The organism is Ciceribacter sp. T2.26MG-112.2 (genome assembly GCF_900492205.1).
GTDB lineage: Bacteria > Pseudomonadota > Alphaproteobacteria > Rhizobiales > Rhizobiaceae > Allorhizobium > Allorhizobium naphthalenivorans_A.
The window spans coordinates 253,854-271,141 of record NZ_UEYQ01000005.1 but is presented as its reverse complement, the minus strand read 5'-3'; the positions used below and the strand labels follow the sequence as shown (position 1 = coordinate 271,141).

The following is a 17,288-nucleotide window of genomic DNA, read 5'->3' as shown; positions in this document are numbered from 1 at the left end:
TCGCCTGTCAGCTCTTTGCCAATTCCGCCAGTTGCGTCATCACCACGGCGGCACCGGACAAGCGCTTCTCCGGCGTCGGAAGATCACGGGTGAGGAACACGCTCTGGTCGGGGCGGATCTTCGCCATGGACCCTTGCTTGGCGATATAGCCGACGAGCGCTGCCGGGTTAGGGAACTGCTTGTTGCGGAACTGCACGACGACGCCCTTCGGCCCGGCTTCGAGCTTTTCGACATTGGCCTTGCGGCACAGCGCCTTGATGTAGACGACCTTCAACAGGTGCTGGACCTCGATCGGCAGAGGTCCGAAGCGGTCGATCATCTCGGCGCCGAAGCCGTCGATCTCGTTCAGCTCCGTGATCTCGCCCAGACGGCGATAAAGGCCGAGGCGCAGATGCAGGTCCGGCACATAGTCGTCGGGGATCATCACCGAGGTTCCGACCGAGATCTGCGGCGACCAGCCGCTGTCGGTGACTTCGTCGTCGCCCTTCACCTCGGCGACCGCCTCCTCCAGCATGTGCTGGTAAAGCTCGAAGCCGACTTCCTTGATGTGGCCGGACTGTTCCTCGCCGAGCAGATTGCCCGCGCCGCGAATGTCGAGGTCGTGGCTCGCGAGCTGGAAGCCGGCGCCGAGCGTGTCGAGCGACTGCAGTACCTTCAGGCGGCGTTCGGCCGTCGTCGTCAGCACCTTGTTGACCGGCAGCGTGAGGAGCGCAAACGCCCGGACCTTGGAGCGGCCGACGCGGCCGCGCAACTGGTACAGCTGGGCGAGGCCGAACATGTCGGCGCGATGCACGATCAGCGTGTTGGCGGTCGGCACATCGAGGCCGGATTCGACGATGGTGGTCGACAGCAGCACGTCATAGCGGCCGTCATAGAAGGCATTCATGATGTCTTCCAGTTCGCCCGCCGCCATCTGGCCATGGGCGACGGCGACTTTCAGTTCCGGTACGTCGGAGGTGAGAAACGCCTGGATGTCGGCGAGGTCGGCCAGACGCGGACAGACATAGAAACTCTGGCCGCCGCGATAGTGCTCGCGCATCAGCGTTTCGCGGATCACCAGCGGGTCGAAGGGCGAGATGAAGGTTCTGACCGCCATGCGGTCGACCGGCGGCGTGGTGATCAGCGACAGTTCGCGCACGCCCGTCATGGCGAGCTGCAGCGTGCGCGGGATCGGCGTCGCCGAAAGGGTGAGCACATGCACGTCGGACTTCAGCTCCTTCAGGCGCTCCTTGTGCTTGACGCCGAAATGCTGTTCCTCGTCGATAATCAGCAGGCCGAGATTGGCGAAATTGACGCCCGTGCCGAGCAGCGCATGGGTGCCGACGACGATGTCGGTCTTGCCTTCCGCCACTTCCTTCTTGACGAGGTTCAACTCCTTGGTGCCGACCAGGCGCGAGGCTTGCTGGATGCGGATCGGAAGCCCGCGGAAACGCTCGGAAAAGGTTTTGAAATGCTGGCGTGCGAGCAGCGTGGTCGGCACGACGACGGCCACCTGGATGCCGTTCATCGCCGCGATGAAGGCGGCGCGCAGCGCCACCTCCGTCTTGCCGAAGCCGACGTCGCCGCAGATCAGCCGGTCCATCGGCCGGCCGGCGCCGAGATCGCCGCGCACCGCCTCGATGGCGTTCAGTTGGTCCTCGGTCTCGTCATAGGGGAAGCGGGCGGCAAACTCGTCGTAGAGCCCTTCCTGGGTGGTCAGGACCGGCGCCATGCGCATCATGCGCTCGGCAGCGACCCGGATCAGTCCGCCCGCCATGTCGAGCAGCCGTTTCTTGAGCTTGGCCTTGCGCATCTGCCATGCGCCGCCGCCCAGCCTGTCGAGCTGCGCGTCGGAGCCCTCGGATCCGTAGCGCGACAGGAGATCGATGTTTTCGACCGGCAGGAACAGCTTGGCGTCGTCGGCATAGCGCAGTTCGAGGCAGGCATGCGGCGCGCCCGCCGCCTCGATGGTGCGCAGCCCGACGAAGCGGCCGATGCCGTGTTCGGCATGGACGACGATCGAACCCTCGTCGAGGCCGGCCACTTCCGAGATGAAGTCGGCGGCGCGCTTGCGGCGCTTGGAGCGGCGCACCATGCGGTCGCCGAGAATGTCCTGCTCTCCGACGATGACGAGGTCGCCCGCCTCGAAGCCGCCCTCGAGGCTGAGCACGGCCGTCGCCGCCTCGCCCTTCTTCAGCCCGTCGAGATCCTTGAGCGCCGTGACCGGCTTCAGATTGGCAAGTCCGTGCTCGTCGAGCACCTGCAGCAGCCGGTCGAGCGAGCCCTCGGACCAGCCGGCGATCAGCACCTTGGAGCCAGCCGCGCGCTTCTCGGCAATGTATTTCACCGCCTGGTCGAAGACGTTGGTGCGGGTATTGCCCTCGCCGGTGTCGATCGCCGTCTTGGCCCAGCGCGGGCCGGGACGCGCGGCGATCTCGATCACCTTGCGCGCCTCGCCGTCGTGTTCCGCAAACGGGGTGAGCCTCAGCGGATCATGCGCGTCGAGCATCCGGCCGAATTCGCCGGCGCCAAGATAGAGCCGCTCGGGCGGGACCGGCTTGTAGGGCGTGCCCTGGGACAGATGGCCCTTGCCGGGCGTCGCGGAATTGAGCCGCGCCTCGTAATAGTCGCGGATCAGCTTGGCGCGTTCCTCGGCCGCCTCACGCACGGTATGGTCGGTGACGATACGGAAGCCCTGGAGGTAGTCGAACACCGTGTCGAGATGGTCGTGGAACAGCGGCAGCCAGTGTTCCATGCCGGCATAGCGGCGCCCTTCGGACACCGCGGCATAGAGCGCGTCGTCGCGGGTGGCGGCGCCGAACAGCGAGAGATAGTTCTTGCGAAAGCGGCTGATCGAATCCGGGGTGAGCGTCACCTCGCTCATCGGATGGAGGTCGAGCGAGCGGGCCTGGCCGATGGTGCGCTGGCTGGCCGGGTCGAAGGTGCGGATGCTCTCCAGCGTGTCGCCGAAGAAGTCGAGCCGGACCGGCTCTTCCGAGCCCGGCACGAAGACGTCGAGAATGCCGCCGCGCACGGCGAATTCCCCGACCTCGCGCACGGTTGCGACACGATCAAAACCGTTACGCTCCAGCCGGGCGGCGATGTCGTCCATCCTGATCTGGTTGCCGGGGCGGGCCGAAAAACCGAGGCTGTCGATCACCTCGGCCGGCGCCACCTTCTGCAGCATGGCATTGACCGTGACGAGCACGATCGCCGCATGCGGCTTCTTGCCATGGGCGACCAGCCCAGAAAGAGCCGTCAGGCGTCGCGCCGACGTATCGGCCGAGGGCGATACGCGGTCGTAAGGCAGGCAGTCCCAGGCCGGCAGCGTCAGCACCGGAATTTCGGGCGCCGCAAACGACAGGTTCTGCTCGATGTCGGCCATGCGCTGACCGTCCGACAGGATATAGGCGACCGGCTGGCCGAGGCGGGCGAGTTCCGCCAGCACGAAGGCGTCCATGCCGTCCGGCACATGCGAAACGGTGAGCGCGGACTTCGCCGCCGCGATCGTCCTGGTATCGAGAAGAGAGATCATTCCGAGCGTCCGAGCCCTTCCAGCGTGACCGGCGAGAAATGGGGGCGACAGGCGGCGATGCGCTCGAACAGCGGGGTCTGGAGATGCGCGGGCACGGGCGAGGCGCCGGTGATGTATTTCACCAGGTCTTGGTCCTCCTCGCTCATGATGCGCTCCAGCTCGTCGAGCGTGGCATCGTCCATGGCGGCGATTTCGGCCTCGGCGAACTGGCCGAGGATCAGGTCCATCTCGCGGATGCCGCGGTGCCAGCAGCGGAACAGAATGCGCCGGCGGCGCGGATCGAGTTCTGCACTGCTGAGGATCAAACCGGTCATATGCAAACACCTTCCTGTTGATGCGCCTCTATAGCGCCGTCCCAAGCGCTTGTCAGCCTTGCCAAGCCGGTAATTCTCGGCGCATTTTGCCAGCCATCATGCGGCCAACGCTTCTCGATCCCCTGTTTGCCTCCGTCGCTTCGCTGTCCGGCGTCGGGCCGAAGCTTGCGCAATTGCTGGCAAGCCTGCTGGGCCGCGAAGATGCCGAGGACGCCCGCGTCGTCGACCTGCTGTTCCTCGCCCCCTTCCGGCTGATCGACCGGCGCAACCAGCCGGGCATCGCGCTCGCCCAGCAGGGCGCGATCGTGACGATCACCGGGCGGGTCGACCGCCACCAGCCGCCGCCGCCCGGCAAGTCCAGCCTGCCCTACCGCGTCTTCCTGCACGACGAGACCGGAGAGCTGGCGCTGACCTTCTTCCGCGTCAAGGGCAACTGGCTGGAAAAGGCCCTGCCCATCGACGAGACGATTATCGTTTCGGGCAAGGTCGACTGGTTCAACGGGCGGCCTTCCATGGTGCATCCGGACCTGATGGTGAAGGCGAGCGAGGCGGAGAACATGCCGCTGGTCGAACCCGTCTATCCGCTGACCGCCGGGCTTTCGCCCAAGGTGCTGCGCAAGCAGATCGAGCATGCGGTGGAGCGGGTGCCGGAATTGCCCGAATGGGCGGATCCTGCGCTCGTCACCCGGCAGGGTTTTCCTGGCATCCGCCAGAGTTTCATAGACCTGCATCATCCGCGTGACGAAAAGGACATCGATCCGCAGGCCCCGGCCAGGCGGCGCCTCGCCTATGACGAATTCCTCGCCGGCCAGGTGTCGCTGGCCCTGGTGCGGCAGAAGCTGCGCAAGGTGCCCGGCACGCCGGTCAGGGCAACCGGCGAGATCTCGGGCAAGATCCTTACCGCCCTTCCCTTCTCGCCGACCGGCAGCCAGAGCCAAGCGATCGCCGACATCCTGAGCGACATGTCCTCCGACACCCGCATGCTGCGGCTGCTGCAGGGCGATGTCGGGGCCGGCAAGACGCTGGTCGCGCTGCTCGCCATGGCGGCCGCCGTCGAAAGCGGTGGCCAGGCCGTGCTGATGGCGCCGACCGAAATCCTGGCGCGCCAACATTACGCGACGATTTCGAAATTTGCCGCAAGCGCCGGGCTCAAGGTCGAGGTACTGACCGGCCGCACCAAGGGCAAGGAGCGCGAGGCGATCACCGAACGGATCGCTTGCGGAGAGGCGCAGATCATCATCGGCACCCATGCGCTGTTCCAGGACACGGTGAACTACAGGAACCTGATGCTGGCCGTGGTCGACGAGCAGCACCGTTTCGGCGTGCACCAGCGCCTCCGGCTGACCGCCAAGGGGATTTCGCCGCATATGCTGGTGATGACGGCGACACCCATTCCACGCACGCTGGTGCTCGCCGCCTTCGGCGACATGGACGTCTCCAAGCTCACCGAAAAACCGGCCGGGCGAAAGCCGATCCAGACGGTGACGGTGCCGAGCGAGCGCACCGGCGAGATCGTCGAGCGGCTGCGCTCCGCCGTGGCAGACGGCAAGAAGGCCTACTGGATCTGCCCGCTGGTGGAGGAATCCGACGTTTCCGAGCTGATGTCGGCCGAGGAGCGCTTCGCGGTTCTCGAAAAGGCGATCGGCGCGCCGATCGGCCTCGTGCACGGCCGGATGAGCGGGCCGGAAAAGGATTTCGCCATGCTCGCCTTCAAGAATGGCGAGACGCGGTTGCTGGTGGCGACAACCGTGGTCGAGGTCGGCGTCGACGTGCCCGATGCGACGATCATGGTGATCGAACATGCGGAACGTTTCGGGCTCGCACAACTGCACCAGCTGCGCGGCCGGGTCGGGCGCGGCGACGAGGCATCGAGCTGCATCCTGCTCTACAAGGGACCGCTCGGCGAGACCGGCAAGGCGCGCCTGTCGATCCTGCGCGACAGCGAGGACGGCTTCCTGATCGCGGAAGAAGACCTGAAGCTGCGCGGCGAAGGCGAACTGCTCGGCACCCGTCAGTCAGGCACGCCGGGCTTCCGCATCGCCAGCCTGGAGGCCCATGCCGATCTGCTCGAGATCGCCCGGAAGGATGCTTCCTACCTGCTGGACCGGGATCCCGACCTGATGAGCCCGCGGGGGGAAGCCGTCAGGACGCTGCTCTACCTGCATCGCCGTGACGAGGCGATCAGGTTCCTTCGGGCGGGTTGATGATGGTTGCCGCCTCTTCGGCGGCGGCCGCCTTGTATTCCGGCGTCACCAGGCCGGCGGAGATGAGAAGCTTCACCCCCTCTTCCGGCGACATGTCGAGCAGCTTCAACTTGCTGCGCGGCACGAACATCAGGAAACCGGCGGTTGGAACCGGCGTGGGCGCGAGGAACACCGCCACCATTTCCTCCCCGTCCTCGTTGAGCTTCGCGGCGATCTCGCCCCTGGCATCGCTCGAGACGAACACCAGTGCCCAGGTGCCGGGCGCTGGGAATTCGATCAGCCCCACTCTCTTGAACGACCCCGACTGTTCCTTCAGCACCGTCTCGAAGATCTGCTTGGTGCTCTTGTAGACCGTCCGCACCAGCGGCATGCGATGCAGGATGGACTCGCTATAGGCGACGATCGATCGGCCGATGAGGTTTTTTCCGAGAAAGCCGATCAGCGTGATCGTGGTCACCGCGATCAGCAGGCCGAAGCCGGGAATGGCGAATTGCAGATAGCTTTCCGGATTGTAGCGGTTCGGGATATAGGGCTTCACCCAACTGTCGGCCCAGTCGATGAAGGACCAGGTCAGCCAGATGGTGATGGCGATGGGCGCACAGATGATCAGTCCGGTCAGAAAATTGTTCCGGATCCGTGTCGCCAGCGAAATGCGCTCGAGACTGCCGTTCGTCATGTCGACCTTATGCTGCGTCGCCGAAGAAAGCCGGATGGAAGCGCACCATGCCGGAGGGGACCTCGCCGTGCAAGGGCAGGACGAGGAAATATTCGGGCGGTACACCCGTCGTCGTAAGCTCGGGCCGGGCGGTAAAGCCGAACCGGTTGTAGTAGGCCGGTTCCCCGACCAGGGCGAAGCCCGAAGCGCCTTGCGCCTCCAGTCTTGCCAGGCCCTCGCGCATCAGCGCCGAGCCGATCCCGCTTCTCTGCCGGCCGGGCGCCACCGAAATCGGCCCGACACCGTACCAGCCGCCCTCACCGCCCGACAGCGTCACCGGCGAGAAGGCAACATGGCCGATGATCTGGCCTTCGTCCTCGGCAACCAGCGAAAGCGTGAGCTTGCCGAGGCGCCGCAGGCGCTCGATGATCAGCGGCTCTGACCCGTCGCTGTAGGGATGGCCGGCAAAGGCAGCCGCGGTGAGCGCGCCGATGGCGGCTTCGTCCCCGGGTGCTTCCGGCCGGATCCTCATTCGACGGTCACCGATTTTGCCAGATTGCGCGGCTGGTCGACGTCGGTGCCCATGAACACGGCGGTGTGATAGGCGAGCAACTGGATCGGCAGCGAGAACACCATCGGCGAGATGATTTCCGCGACATTCGGCAGGATGCTGGTCGCCATGGTCTCCAGCTTCGAGGCGGCGGCCCCCTTCTCGTCGGTGATGAAGATGATCCGGCCGCCACGGGCCGCCACTTCCTGCATGTTCGACACGGTCTTTTCGAAGAAGCGGTCGTGCGGGGCAATGACGATGACCGGCATGTTCTCGTCGATCAACGCGATCGGGCCGTGCTTCAGCTCGCCGGCGGCATAGCCCTCGGCGTGAATGTAGGAGATTTCCTTGAGCTTCAGCGCGCCTTCCATGGCCAGCGGATAGCTGGTGCCGCGGCCGAGATAGAGCACGTCCTTGTACTTCGACAGGTCGCGCGCCAGCGCTTCCATCTGCGGCTGGATAGCATTCAGCACCTGGCTCATGATGCGCGGCATTTCTGCCAGGCTCTTCACCAGCTGCTTTTCCTCGTCGGCCGAAATCGTGCCGCGCGCCTTGCCGGCGCCGATCGCCAGCGAAGCGAGGACGGCGAGCTGGCAGGTGAACGCCTTGGTCGAGGCAACGCCGATCTCCGGACCGGCGAGGATCGGGAAGACGGCGTCGGCCTCGCGGGCGATGGTCGATTCCTTGACGTTGACGATGGCGCCGATCTTCAGGCCTTCGTCGTGGCAATAGCGCAGCGAAGCGAGCGTGTCGGCGGTCTCGCCCGATTGCGAGATGAACAGCGCCGCCTGGTCCTTGGAAAGCGGCATTTCGCGGTAGCGGAACTCGGACGCGACGTCGATTTCGACCGGCAGGCGCGCATAGCGCTCGAACCAGTACTTGCCGACCAGGCCGGCGAGATAGGCGGTGCCGCAGGCGGAGATGGCAAGGCCGCGCAAGGACTTGAAATCGATCGCTTCGTCGATCGGCTTCACCGTATGGCTATGGAAATCGACATAATGCGACAGCGCGTGCGAGATGACCTCCGGCTGCTCGTAGATTTCCTTTTCCATGAAATGGCGGTGATTGCCCTTGTCGACCACGAAGGCGGTCGCCTGGGAAATCTGGTGCGCGCGTTCCACCGGATTGCCGGAGAAATCGATGATCTCCGCGCCATTGCGGTGAATGATGGCGCAGTCCCCGTCAACCAGATAGGCGATCTCGTTGGTAAACGGAGCCAGCGCGATCGCATCCGAGCCGAGGAACATCTCGCCCTTGCCGAAGCCGACGGCAAGCGGAGGCCCGAAACGGGCGGCCATGATCGTATCCGGATCGTCGGCGAACATCACCACCAGCGCATAGGCGCCCTTGACGTGGTTCAGCATGGCGAGCATCGCGGCGCGGTTGTCGAGGCCCTTGCGGCGGTACTTGGCGATCAGCTGGGCGACGATCTCGGTATCGGTCTGGGTGGTGAACACCGTGCCCTCGGCCGTCAGTTCGTCGCGCAGCTCGGAGAAGTTCTCGATGATGCCGTTGTGGACGACGGCGACGCCATCGACGAAATGCGGATGGGCATTGGTCTCATTCGGAACGCCATGGGTGGCCCAGCGGGTATGGGCGATGCCGATCGTGCCGGCCAGCGGCTCGGCGTCGAGCTTCTTTTCCAGGTTGAACAGCTTGCCCTCGGCGCGGCGGCGATCCATCACGCCGTTGTCGATGGTCGCCACGCCGGCGGAATCATAGCCGCGATATTCGAGCCGCCTCAACGCATCGACCAGTCGACCCGCCACCTGTTGGTTACCCACAATACCGACAATGCCGCACATAAAGTTCTCCGTCTGGCTTCATCCTGCCGCCAGTCCTAATGGATTTCGTTATTTTCGCAATGCACGCACCGGTCACATTCGGTATCGTCGCGTTACGCAAGCGCAGCAATCAGGACTTCGCGCTGCGGGAGGCCTTGATCGCCTGGTTGCGGGCGCGGATCGCCTTGGCCCGTTCCGGCTTGATTTCCTGGCGGGCGCGGCCGAGCGCCAGCGCGTCGGACGGCACATCCTCGGTAATGACGCTGCCGGAGGCGACGAAGGCCCCGTCGCCGACCGAAACGGGGGCCACCAGCGCGCTGTTGGAACCGATGAAGGCCCCTTCCCCGATCCGCGTCACATGCTTGTTGACCCCGTCATAATTGCAGGTGATCGTGCCTGCGCCGATATTGGCATGCGCGCCGATGAAGGCGTCGCCGATATAGGTCAGGTGATTGACCTTGGCCCCTTCGCCGATCTCGGCCTTCTTCACCTCGCAGAAATTGCCGACCTTGGAACCGGTCGCAAGATTGGCGCCGGGACGCAGCCGGGCGAACGGTCCGACGGTGGCGCCGGTCGCCACATGCGCCCCTTCGAGATGGGAGAAGGCATGGATGATCGCGCCGCCCTCGACCGTGACGCCCGGACCGAAGACGACGTTGGGTTCGATCAACGCGTCCGGGCCGATTTCGGTGTCATGGCTGAGGAAGACGGTCTCCGGGGCGATCATCGACACGCCGGACACCATCAGTTCGTGCCGGCGCCGCTCCTGCCAGAGCCGTTCGAGCACGGCGAGTTCCGCGCGGTTGTTGCAGCCGGTCAGTTGTTCCTCCGGAGCATCGACGGCCACCGTGCGTCCGCCGAGCGCGCGGGCGATCTCCACGATGTCGGTCAGATAATACTCGCCCTTGGCATTGGCATTGCCGATGCGGGTGAGGAGATCCAAGGCCTTTCGGCCGTTGATCGCCATCAGCCCGCTATTGCACCATGTCACCGCCCGTTCGGCTTCGTTTGCGTCACGTTCTTCGCGGATCGCCACCAGTTCTCCGTCCTTGACGAGAAGGCGGCCGTATCCGGTCGGATTGGCGGTGTGGAAACCGATCACGGCAACGTCGTGTCCCTGTGCCAAAGCCGCGCGTGCAGCCATGAGCGGCTCCGCAGTGATCAACGGCACGTCGCCATAGGCGACGAGAACGTCATCATAGCCGCGGGCGATCGCCTCGCGCGCGGCGAGAACCGCATGGCCGGTTCCGAGGCGTTCCGCCTGGAGGAAAGGCGTGACATTGACGCCCCCGACGCTGCCGGCTTTTGCCACCTTGTCCATGTCCCGCCCGACGACGAGGGCAACGTCGCTGATGCCGGACGTGGCGATGGTCTTCATCACATGGGCGATCATCGGCAGTCCCGCCACGGGGTGCAGCACCTTCGACATGGATGACTTCATGCGGGTGCTTTCGCCTGCGGCGAGAATGACGGCGAGACAGCTGCGGCTCATGGAATCTCCGAGAAAGGAATCGTGACTTGGCAAAGGAATGGACGACAGTCTCATATCAGCAAGCGTCGAGACGCCCAACAGCAAAAGGCGGCGCGCGGTTTAGGGAGGCTTAACAGACAGCGCCGGACTTCTCCGGTCCCGCCCGAGGTCGAGCCCCATTGATTCGCTGAGCGGGAGTGGGACTGCTGGTCAGCCGCGCTGCGAGGCGAAACTCGCCCGCGCCCGGTCGCGGCCGACGAGGATGACCTTCTCCATCGCCGCGCGCGCTGCTGCCGGATCGCGTTTCTCGATCGCTTCGACGATGGCCAGATGGGTCGTCTTGACGTCCGTCGAGCGGCGCAGGTCGACCGGCGTCGACGACAGCTTGAAGGCGCCGACCAGGGCCGCCTTGATCAGGCTGCCGAGGGTCCGCATGAAGGGATTGCCCGATGCGTTGGCGAGCGCCATGTGGAAGCGCAGGTCGGCCATCGCCAGTGTCTCCACCGTATGGTCCGGATTGCCGAGGTCCTCGGCCAACTGGCGAAGAGTGGCTGTGTCCTGGGCCGACGCCTTTTCCGCAGCCAGTGCCGCGGCGGCAGGTTCAAACGCCAGGCGGATTTCATAAAGGCTCAAGAGGAAGTCTTCGCTGACGCCGCATTCGAAATGCCAGGTCAGAACGTCGCCGTCGAACATGTTCCAGAACTGCCGGTCGGTGACGCGGGTACCGATGCGCGCCTTGGCGACCACCAGCCCCTTGGCGGCGAGCGTCTTCATCGCTTCGCGCAACACGGTGCGGGACACCTGGAAACGCTGGGCAAGCTCGACATCACCCGGCAAGATGCTTCCCACCGGAAACTCGCCGCAGATGATCGCCATGCCGATCTCGTCGACGACCTGGCCATGGCTGGTTCTTGAGCCGGTAATCGCCACGGGTCCGAGCAGTCCATTGTACAAGATGTGTTCCCTTTCAAAGCCTCATCCACTGCCCCTGCGTGACAGGGCGAGAATGCCCTTCTGCAACAGGATGAAGGCAAACAACAGTAGGCCGATGAGGATTTTCGTCCACCAACTGGAAAGGGTCCCGTCGAAGGTTATGTAGGTCTGGATCAATCCCTGGATGAGAATCCCGATGAATGTTCCGGCAATGAAGCCCGATCCACCGGTCAACAGGGTGCCGCCGATCACCACGGCCGCGATCGCATCGAGTTCGACGCCGACGGCTGCAAGCGGGTAGCCGGCCGAGGTGTAGAGCGAGAAGACGATGCCGGCGAGACCGGCGAGAAGGCCGGACAGCGCATAGGTGAGGATCGTGGTGCGCCCGATCGGAACCCCCATCAGCCGCGCGGTCTGCGCCCCGCCCCCCAGTGCATAGACATTGGCTCCGAAGCGGGTGCGGTGGGCGATCAGGATGCCGATCAGGAAAACCGCGATCATGATCCCGCCAATGAGGGTCAGCCGCCCGCCGCCGGGCAGCTTGTAGAATGTCTTGCGCATAGTCGCATAGAATTCGTGATCGATCGGGATGCTGTCGATCGACAGGACGAAAGCCATGCCGCGCGCAAGGAACATGCCCGCCAGGGTGACGATGAAGGACGGCATTTCCAGATAGTGGATGACGGCCCCCATCAGGGCGCCGAAGAGCGTGGTGACGATCAGGAGCAGGCCGAATGCGACCAGCGGGTGAACGCCGGTCGTCTGCAGCAGGACGCCGAGGAACACGCCGGCAAAGGCGATCACCGCGCCGACCGAGAGATCGATGCCGCCGGACAGGATGACGAAGGTCATGCCGACTGCCGCAATGCCCAGGAAGGCATTGTCGGTCAGCAGGTTGCTGATCACCCGCATCGACAGCATGGCGGGAAACTGGATGGTACACACGGCATAGGCGACGATGAAGATCACGACAGTCGCAAGAACCGGAAGATAGCGGATGTTGAAGGCCATCATGTCACTCTCCGGCGCCTGCGGGCGCCCGTCTCACATAGGCGGCGAGCGATTGCACGGCAGGTGACTGGATGACGAGGATGATCACGATGATGGCAGCCTTGATGATGAGGTTGAACTCGGGCGGGAATCCGGACAGCAGGATGCCGGTGTTGATCGACTGGATGATCAGCGCCCCGAGCAGCGAGCCGGCAATGCTGAAACGACCGCCGAGCAGCGAATTGCCGCCAACCACCACCGCCAGGATAGCATCGAGCTCAAGCCAGAGGCCGGCATTGTTGGCATCGGCACCCTTGATGTCGGCAGCGACGATCAAGCCGGCGATGGCGGCCGACAGGCTGCAGATCAGGTAGACGACGAGCAGCAGTACCGGTGTGCCGACGCCGGAGAGGGTTGCGGCACGCCGGTTGATGCCGACCGTTTCGACCAGAAGGCCGAGCGCCGTACCGCGGACAAGCACGGCGATCGCGATCGCAAAGGCGATGAAGATCAGGGCCGGCATCGGCATGAGGAACAGCGACCCGCTGCCGATGAAGATGAAGCCCGGATGGGTGAAGGTCAGGATCGTGCCCTCGGTGATCAACTGGGCGATGCCGCGCCCGGCGACCATCAGCACCAGCGTCGCGATGATCGGCTGGATGCCGAGGATCGCGACGAGAACGCCATTCCACAGTCCGCAGGCAAGCCCGACGAGCAGGACGAGGCCGAGCGTTGCCCCAAGCGAATAGCCCGCTGCAACGGCCGCGGCGCCGGCCGCTCCGGTGATGGCAATCACGGCGCCGACGGACAAATCGATCCCCTTGGTCGCGATCACCAGCGTCATGCCGACGGCGAGAAGTGCGACCGGCGCGCCGCGGTTCAAGACATCGATCAGGCTGCCATAGAACCGACCGTTCTGGATCTCGATGTGGAAGAAACCGGGAAAGGCGATGACATTGAGGGCAAGGATGACGCCAAGCGCAACCAGCTGGGGGGCAAGCCTGACCGCGAGCGGTTTCAGATGGGCGATCATGCGGGATTTCCTTCACTGGCTTGGCTGGCGATCGCCTCGACGATGTGGGCGGTCGTCATCGCCTCGCCGCTTAGTTCCGCGACGTGACGCCGGTCGCGCAGCACCACGACCCGGGCGCTATAGGCGAGCAGTTCCTCGAGCTCCGAGGAGATGACCAGAAGCGACAGACCTTCGGCACAAAGCGCCTCGATCAGCTTGATGATTTCCGCGTGCGCCCCGACATCGATGCCACGGGTCGGCTCGTCGAGGATCAGGAATTGCGGATCGGTGGCGAGCCAGCGGGCCAGGATGACCTTCTGCTGATTGCCGCCGGAGAGCAGGCGGATCGGTTTCTCCCGATCCGTCGTGCGAATGTCGAGCGCAGCTATGTAGCGGTCCGCAAGTTCAGCCTGTTCCCGTGCCGATATCGGGCGCAACCAGCTGCGGCGTGCCTGGAGGGCCAAGGCGATATTCTCGCGAATCGACAGATCGCCGACGATCCCGTCGATCTTGCGGTCTTCCGGGCAGAAGCCGAAACCGTGACGGATCGCCTCGCGCGGGCTGCCGATCTTGGCCGGCCTTCCGTCAATCTGGGCTGAACCACTGTCGGACGGATGAATGCCGAACAGCGTCTCGGCCGTCTCCGTTCGCCCCGAACCGAGCAGCCCGGCCATCCCGACCACTTCGCCGGCCCTGATCTCGAGGTCAAAGGGATGGATGCGCCCTCGACGGCCATAACCGTCGAACCGGAAGCGGATTTCGCCCTCGGAGCGCGCTGCACCGCCATGGGTATTCTCCACCGCCTCGAGCTCGCGGCCGAGCATCATCGAGATCAGCGCCTTGCGGTCCAGTGATGCGATGTCGCGCGTCCCGATGAGGCAGCCATTGCGCAGGACGGTGACACGATCGGCAACCTCGTAGACCTGTCCGAGAAAGTGCGTGATGAAGACGATGCCAAGGCCCTTCGCCTTCAGCTCGCGCATGATGCGGAAGAGCATGGCCACTTCCTGCGCGTCGAGACTGGCGGTCGGCTCGTCGAGGATCAGCACCTTGCCGGAGAGATCGACCGCACGCGCGATCGCCACCACCTGCTGGATCGCGACGGAGTAGACGGAAAGTTCCTGCCTGACGTCGATGTCGATCCCATAGCCGAGCAGCAGTTCGCGGGCGTCCGCATTCATGCGCCGGCTATCGACCAGCCCGAACCTGCGCGGCTGACGGCCGAGATAGAGGTTCTCCGCCACAGTGAGGTTCCCGAGCAGGTTGACCTCCTGGTAGACCGTGCCGATGCCGAGCGACTGCGCAGCGCGCGTGTCTCTCGGGTCGATCTCCCTTCCGTCGAGCGTGATTGCACCGGCGTCGCGGCGGTAGGCGCCCGTCAGGCATTTCACCAGCGTCGACTTGCCCGCGCCGTTCTCGCCCAAGAGCGCGAGGATCTCCCCCCGCCGCAAGTCAAAATCGACATTGTCGAGCGCGGTTGCCCCAGGGAAATATTTGCAGATCCCGGTTGCCGTCAGAATGGAATTGGAATGCTCGGTCATTTGCGGCCCCGCGCTGATCGCAATGGTCCCACCGGAGGCGCCTGGCGCCTGCCGGTGGGAGTGTCGGATCCGGCCGCGTTCCGTTCATATGCGAAGGGAGCGTGGCCGGGACATCAAAGCGGCAATCAGTAGCCGAGGCCCTTCTTCTCTTCGTAGACCTTCTGCGGATCGTCAGCCTGGGTATAAAGCTTGGATTCGGTCTGGATCCACTTCGGCGGCATGGTGCCGTCCTTCTTGTAGGCTTCCAGCGCGTCGAAGGCCGGACCCGCCATGTTCGGCGTCAGCTCCACGGTCGCATTGGCTTCACCGGCGGCCATGGCGAGGAAGATGTCCGGCACGGCATCGATCGACACGACCAGAATGTCGGTGCCCGGCTTCAGGCCCGCCTCCTTGATTGCCTGGATCGCGCCGACCGCCATGTCGTCATTGTGGGCGTAGAGCGCGCAGATGTTCTTGCCGCCGTCCTCGGCCTTGAGGAAGCTCTCCATGACTTCCTTGCCCTTGGTGCGGGTGAAGTCGCCGGTCTGGCTGCGGATGATCTTGAGGTTGGCGCTGGCGGCAATGCCTTCCTCGAAGCCCTTCTTGCGGTCGATGGCCGGGGACGAACCGGTCGTGCCCTGGAGTTCGACGATGTTGCAGGGCTTGTCGCCGACGGTCTTGGCCAGCCATTCGCCGGCAACCTTGCCCTCGTGCACGAGGTCGGAGGTCACCGCCGTCATGTAGAGTTCCTTGTCGGCATCGACGGTACGGTCGAGCAGGATCACCGGGATCTCGGCTTCCTTGGCCTCTTCGAGCACTTCGTCCCATCCAGTGGCGACGACGGGGGCGACCAGGATCGCATCAACGCCCTGGGCGATGAACGAGCGCAGCGCCTTGATCTGGTTTTCCTGCTTCTGCTGGGCATCGGCGAATTTCAGGTCGATGCCGCGCTTTTCCGCCTGCTGCTTGGTCAGCGTGGTTTCTGCCGCACGCCAGCCGGACTCCGAACCGATCTGCGAAAAGCCGACAACGAGGCCCTCGGCCTGGGCCGTCGCGAACATGCAGCCAGCAAGCACCGTGGCGCTGGCAAGCGCTTTAAAAAACGTCATGATTTCCTCCCTTGGCGTCACCTCCCGTGACAGATGTCATAAATCATACTATATGACTTTTGTAAACGCGCCGTGGTCGAATTTGGCGAAATACCGAAGACAAAAAGGGCGCCCGAGGCGCCCTTTGCAGTTCGTGGTAATGTCCGGCAAGAGCCGATTATTGCGGCAGCTTGTCGTCGACGCCGGCAATGTAGAAGTTCATGCCGAGCAGCGCACCATCCTCGGCCTTCTCGCCGTCCTTCAGCCAGTCCGTACCGTCCTGCTTCTTGATCGGACCGGTGAAGGGATGCAGTTCGCCCGATTTGATCTTGGCTTCCGCTTCCTGTGCCATCGCCTTCACGTCATCCGGCATGTTGGTGTAGGGCGCCATGGTCAGGATGCCGTCCTTCAGACCGTCCCAGATCTGTTCCGACTTCCAGGTACCGTCGAGCAGGGCCTGGACCCGCTTGATGTAATAGGCGCCCCAGGTATCGACGATGGCGGTCAGCTGCGTCTCCGGGCCGGCCTTGATCATGTCGGACGCCTGGCCGAAGGCCTTGATGCCGCGTTCGGCCGCAACCTGCATCGGCGCGGTGGTGTCGGTGTGCTGGGTCAGGATGTCGACGCCCTGGTCGATCAGCGCCTTGGCGGCATCGGCTTCCTTGCCCGGGTCGAACCAGGTATTGGCCCAGACGACCTTGACCTTGAACTCGGGATTGACCGACTGCGCGCCGTGCATGAAGGCGTTGATGCCCATGACGACTTCCGGGATCGGGAACGAGGCGATGTAGCCGGCGACCCCCTTTTCCGACATCTTGGCGGCGATCACGCCCTGGATATAGCGGCCTTCATAGAAGCGCGAATTGTAGGTGGCCACATTCTCGGCCGCCTTGAAGCCGGTGGCGTGCTCGAACTTCACGTCGGGGAACTTGGCGGCAACCTTGACGGTGGCATCCATGAAGCCGAACGAGGTGGTGAAGATCAGCTTGCAGTCCGAGCGGGCGAGACGCTCGATGGCGCGCTCGGCATCCGGGCCTTCCGGCACGCTTTCGAGGAAGGGCGTCTCGATCTTGTCGCCGAAATGCGCCTGCAACTGCTGACGGCCGATGTCATGGGCCTGGGTCCAGCCGCCGTCGGTCGTCGTGCCGACATAGACGAAGCAGACCTTGGTCTTGTCTTCGGCCTGGGCAGAGGCCGCGAAGCCGCCGAGGATGGCAGCGCTCGTGGCGAGTGCGATAAGCATCTTTTTCATG

Annotated in this window: 13 protein-coding genes; 1 reads left to right on the top strand and 12 read right to left on the bottom strand. The window is 64.3% G+C overall.

Features of this window, described 5'->3' with window-relative positions; translation table 11 throughout:
* Positions 1–7 precede the first annotated feature (7 nt).
* Together mfd and DYZ14_RS10940 are read right to left on the bottom strand one after the other, a co-directional pair.
* Entirely contained in the window at positions 8–3,514 is a 3,507-nt protein-coding gene (gene mfd, locus DYZ14_RS10945) for a transcription-repair coupling factor (protein ID WP_154720701.1), read from the bottom strand.
* Positions 3,511–3,828, bottom strand: a complete 318-nt coding sequence (locus DYZ14_RS10940; protein WP_154720700.1) for an FAD assembly factor SdhE — start codon at positions 3,826–3,828, stop codon at positions 3,511–3,513. Before DYZ14_RS10940 ends, mfd begins: the two co-directional genes overlap by 4 nt.
* A gap of 98 nt (positions 3,829–3,926) precedes the next feature.
* On the opposite strand from DYZ14_RS10940, the gene recG reads away from it, so the two are divergent.
* A complete protein-coding gene (gene recG, locus DYZ14_RS10935; protein WP_154720699.1) occupies positions 3,927–6,032 on the top strand; it encodes an ATP-dependent DNA helicase RecG in 2,106 nt (701 codons plus the stop codon).
* Here the strand turns inward: recG and DYZ14_RS10930 are convergent.
* The 10 genes from DYZ14_RS10930 to DYZ14_RS10885 all read right to left on the bottom strand — a co-directional run bounded on the left by DYZ14_RS10930 (position 6,010) and on the right by DYZ14_RS10885 (position 17,287).
* Positions 6,010–6,708 (bottom strand): DUF502 domain-containing protein, encoded by a 699-nt coding sequence (locus DYZ14_RS10930; protein ID WP_154720698.1) that lies wholly within the window; start codon positions 6,706–6,708, stop codon positions 6,010–6,012. The genes recG and DYZ14_RS10930 overlap by 23 nt on opposite strands.
* A 7-nt stretch (positions 6,709–6,715) precedes the next feature.
* On the bottom strand, positions 6,716–7,219 hold the full coding sequence (locus DYZ14_RS10925; protein ID WP_154720697.1) for a GNAT family N-acetyltransferase: 504 nt from the start codon (positions 7,217–7,219) through the stop codon (positions 6,716–6,718).
* A complete protein-coding gene (gene glmS, locus DYZ14_RS10920; RefSeq protein WP_154720696.1) occupies positions 7,216–9,042 on the bottom strand; it encodes a glutamine--fructose-6-phosphate transaminase (isomerizing) in 1,827 nt (608 codons plus the stop codon). Before glmS ends, DYZ14_RS10925 begins: the two co-directional genes overlap by 4 nt.
* A gap of 109 nt (positions 9,043–9,151) precedes the next feature.
* Entirely contained in the window at positions 9,152–10,513 is a 1,362-nt protein-coding gene (gene glmU, locus DYZ14_RS10915; protein ID WP_154720695.1) for a bifunctional UDP-N-acetylglucosamine diphosphorylase/glucosamine-1-phosphate N-acetyltransferase GlmU, read from the bottom strand.
* A gap of 189 nt (positions 10,514–10,702) precedes the next feature.
* Positions 10,703–11,446 carry a FadR/GntR family transcriptional regulator gene (locus DYZ14_RS10910; protein WP_154720694.1) on the bottom strand — a complete coding sequence of 248 codons (744 nt, stop codon included), beginning with the start codon at positions 11,444–11,446 and terminating at the stop codon, positions 10,703–10,705.
* A gap of 21 nt (positions 11,447–11,467) precedes the next feature.
* Positions 11,468–12,436: a galactofuranose ABC transporter, permease protein YjfF gene (gene yjfF, locus DYZ14_RS10905; protein ID WP_154720783.1), complete on the bottom strand. Its 969-nt coding sequence runs from the start codon at positions 12,434–12,436 to the stop codon at positions 11,468–11,470.
* Positions 12,437–12,440: 4 nt separating this feature from the next.
* A complete protein-coding gene (locus DYZ14_RS10900) occupies positions 12,441–13,448 on the bottom strand; it encodes an ABC transporter permease (protein WP_154720693.1) in 1,008 nt (335 codons plus the stop codon).
* Positions 13,445–14,968 carry a galactofuranose ABC transporter, ATP-binding protein YtfR gene (gene ytfR / locus DYZ14_RS10895; protein WP_154720692.1) on the bottom strand — a complete coding sequence of 508 codons (1,524 nt, stop codon included), beginning with the start codon at positions 14,966–14,968 and terminating at the stop codon, positions 13,445–13,447. The genes DYZ14_RS10900 and ytfR overlap by 4 nt, the downstream gene beginning before the upstream one ends.
* Positions 14,969–15,093: 125 nt before the next feature.
* On the bottom strand, positions 15,094–16,056 hold the full coding sequence (ytfQ, locus tag DYZ14_RS10890; protein ID WP_154720691.1) for a galactofuranose ABC transporter, galactofuranose-binding protein YtfQ: 963 nt from the start codon (positions 16,054–16,056) through the stop codon (positions 15,094–15,096).
* Between the two features lie 157 nt (positions 16,057–16,213).
* A complete protein-coding gene (locus tag DYZ14_RS10885; protein ID WP_154720690.1) occupies positions 16,214–17,287 on the bottom strand; it encodes a BMP family ABC transporter substrate-binding protein in 1,074 nt (357 codons plus the stop codon).
* Position 17,288: the final 1 nt, after the last annotated feature.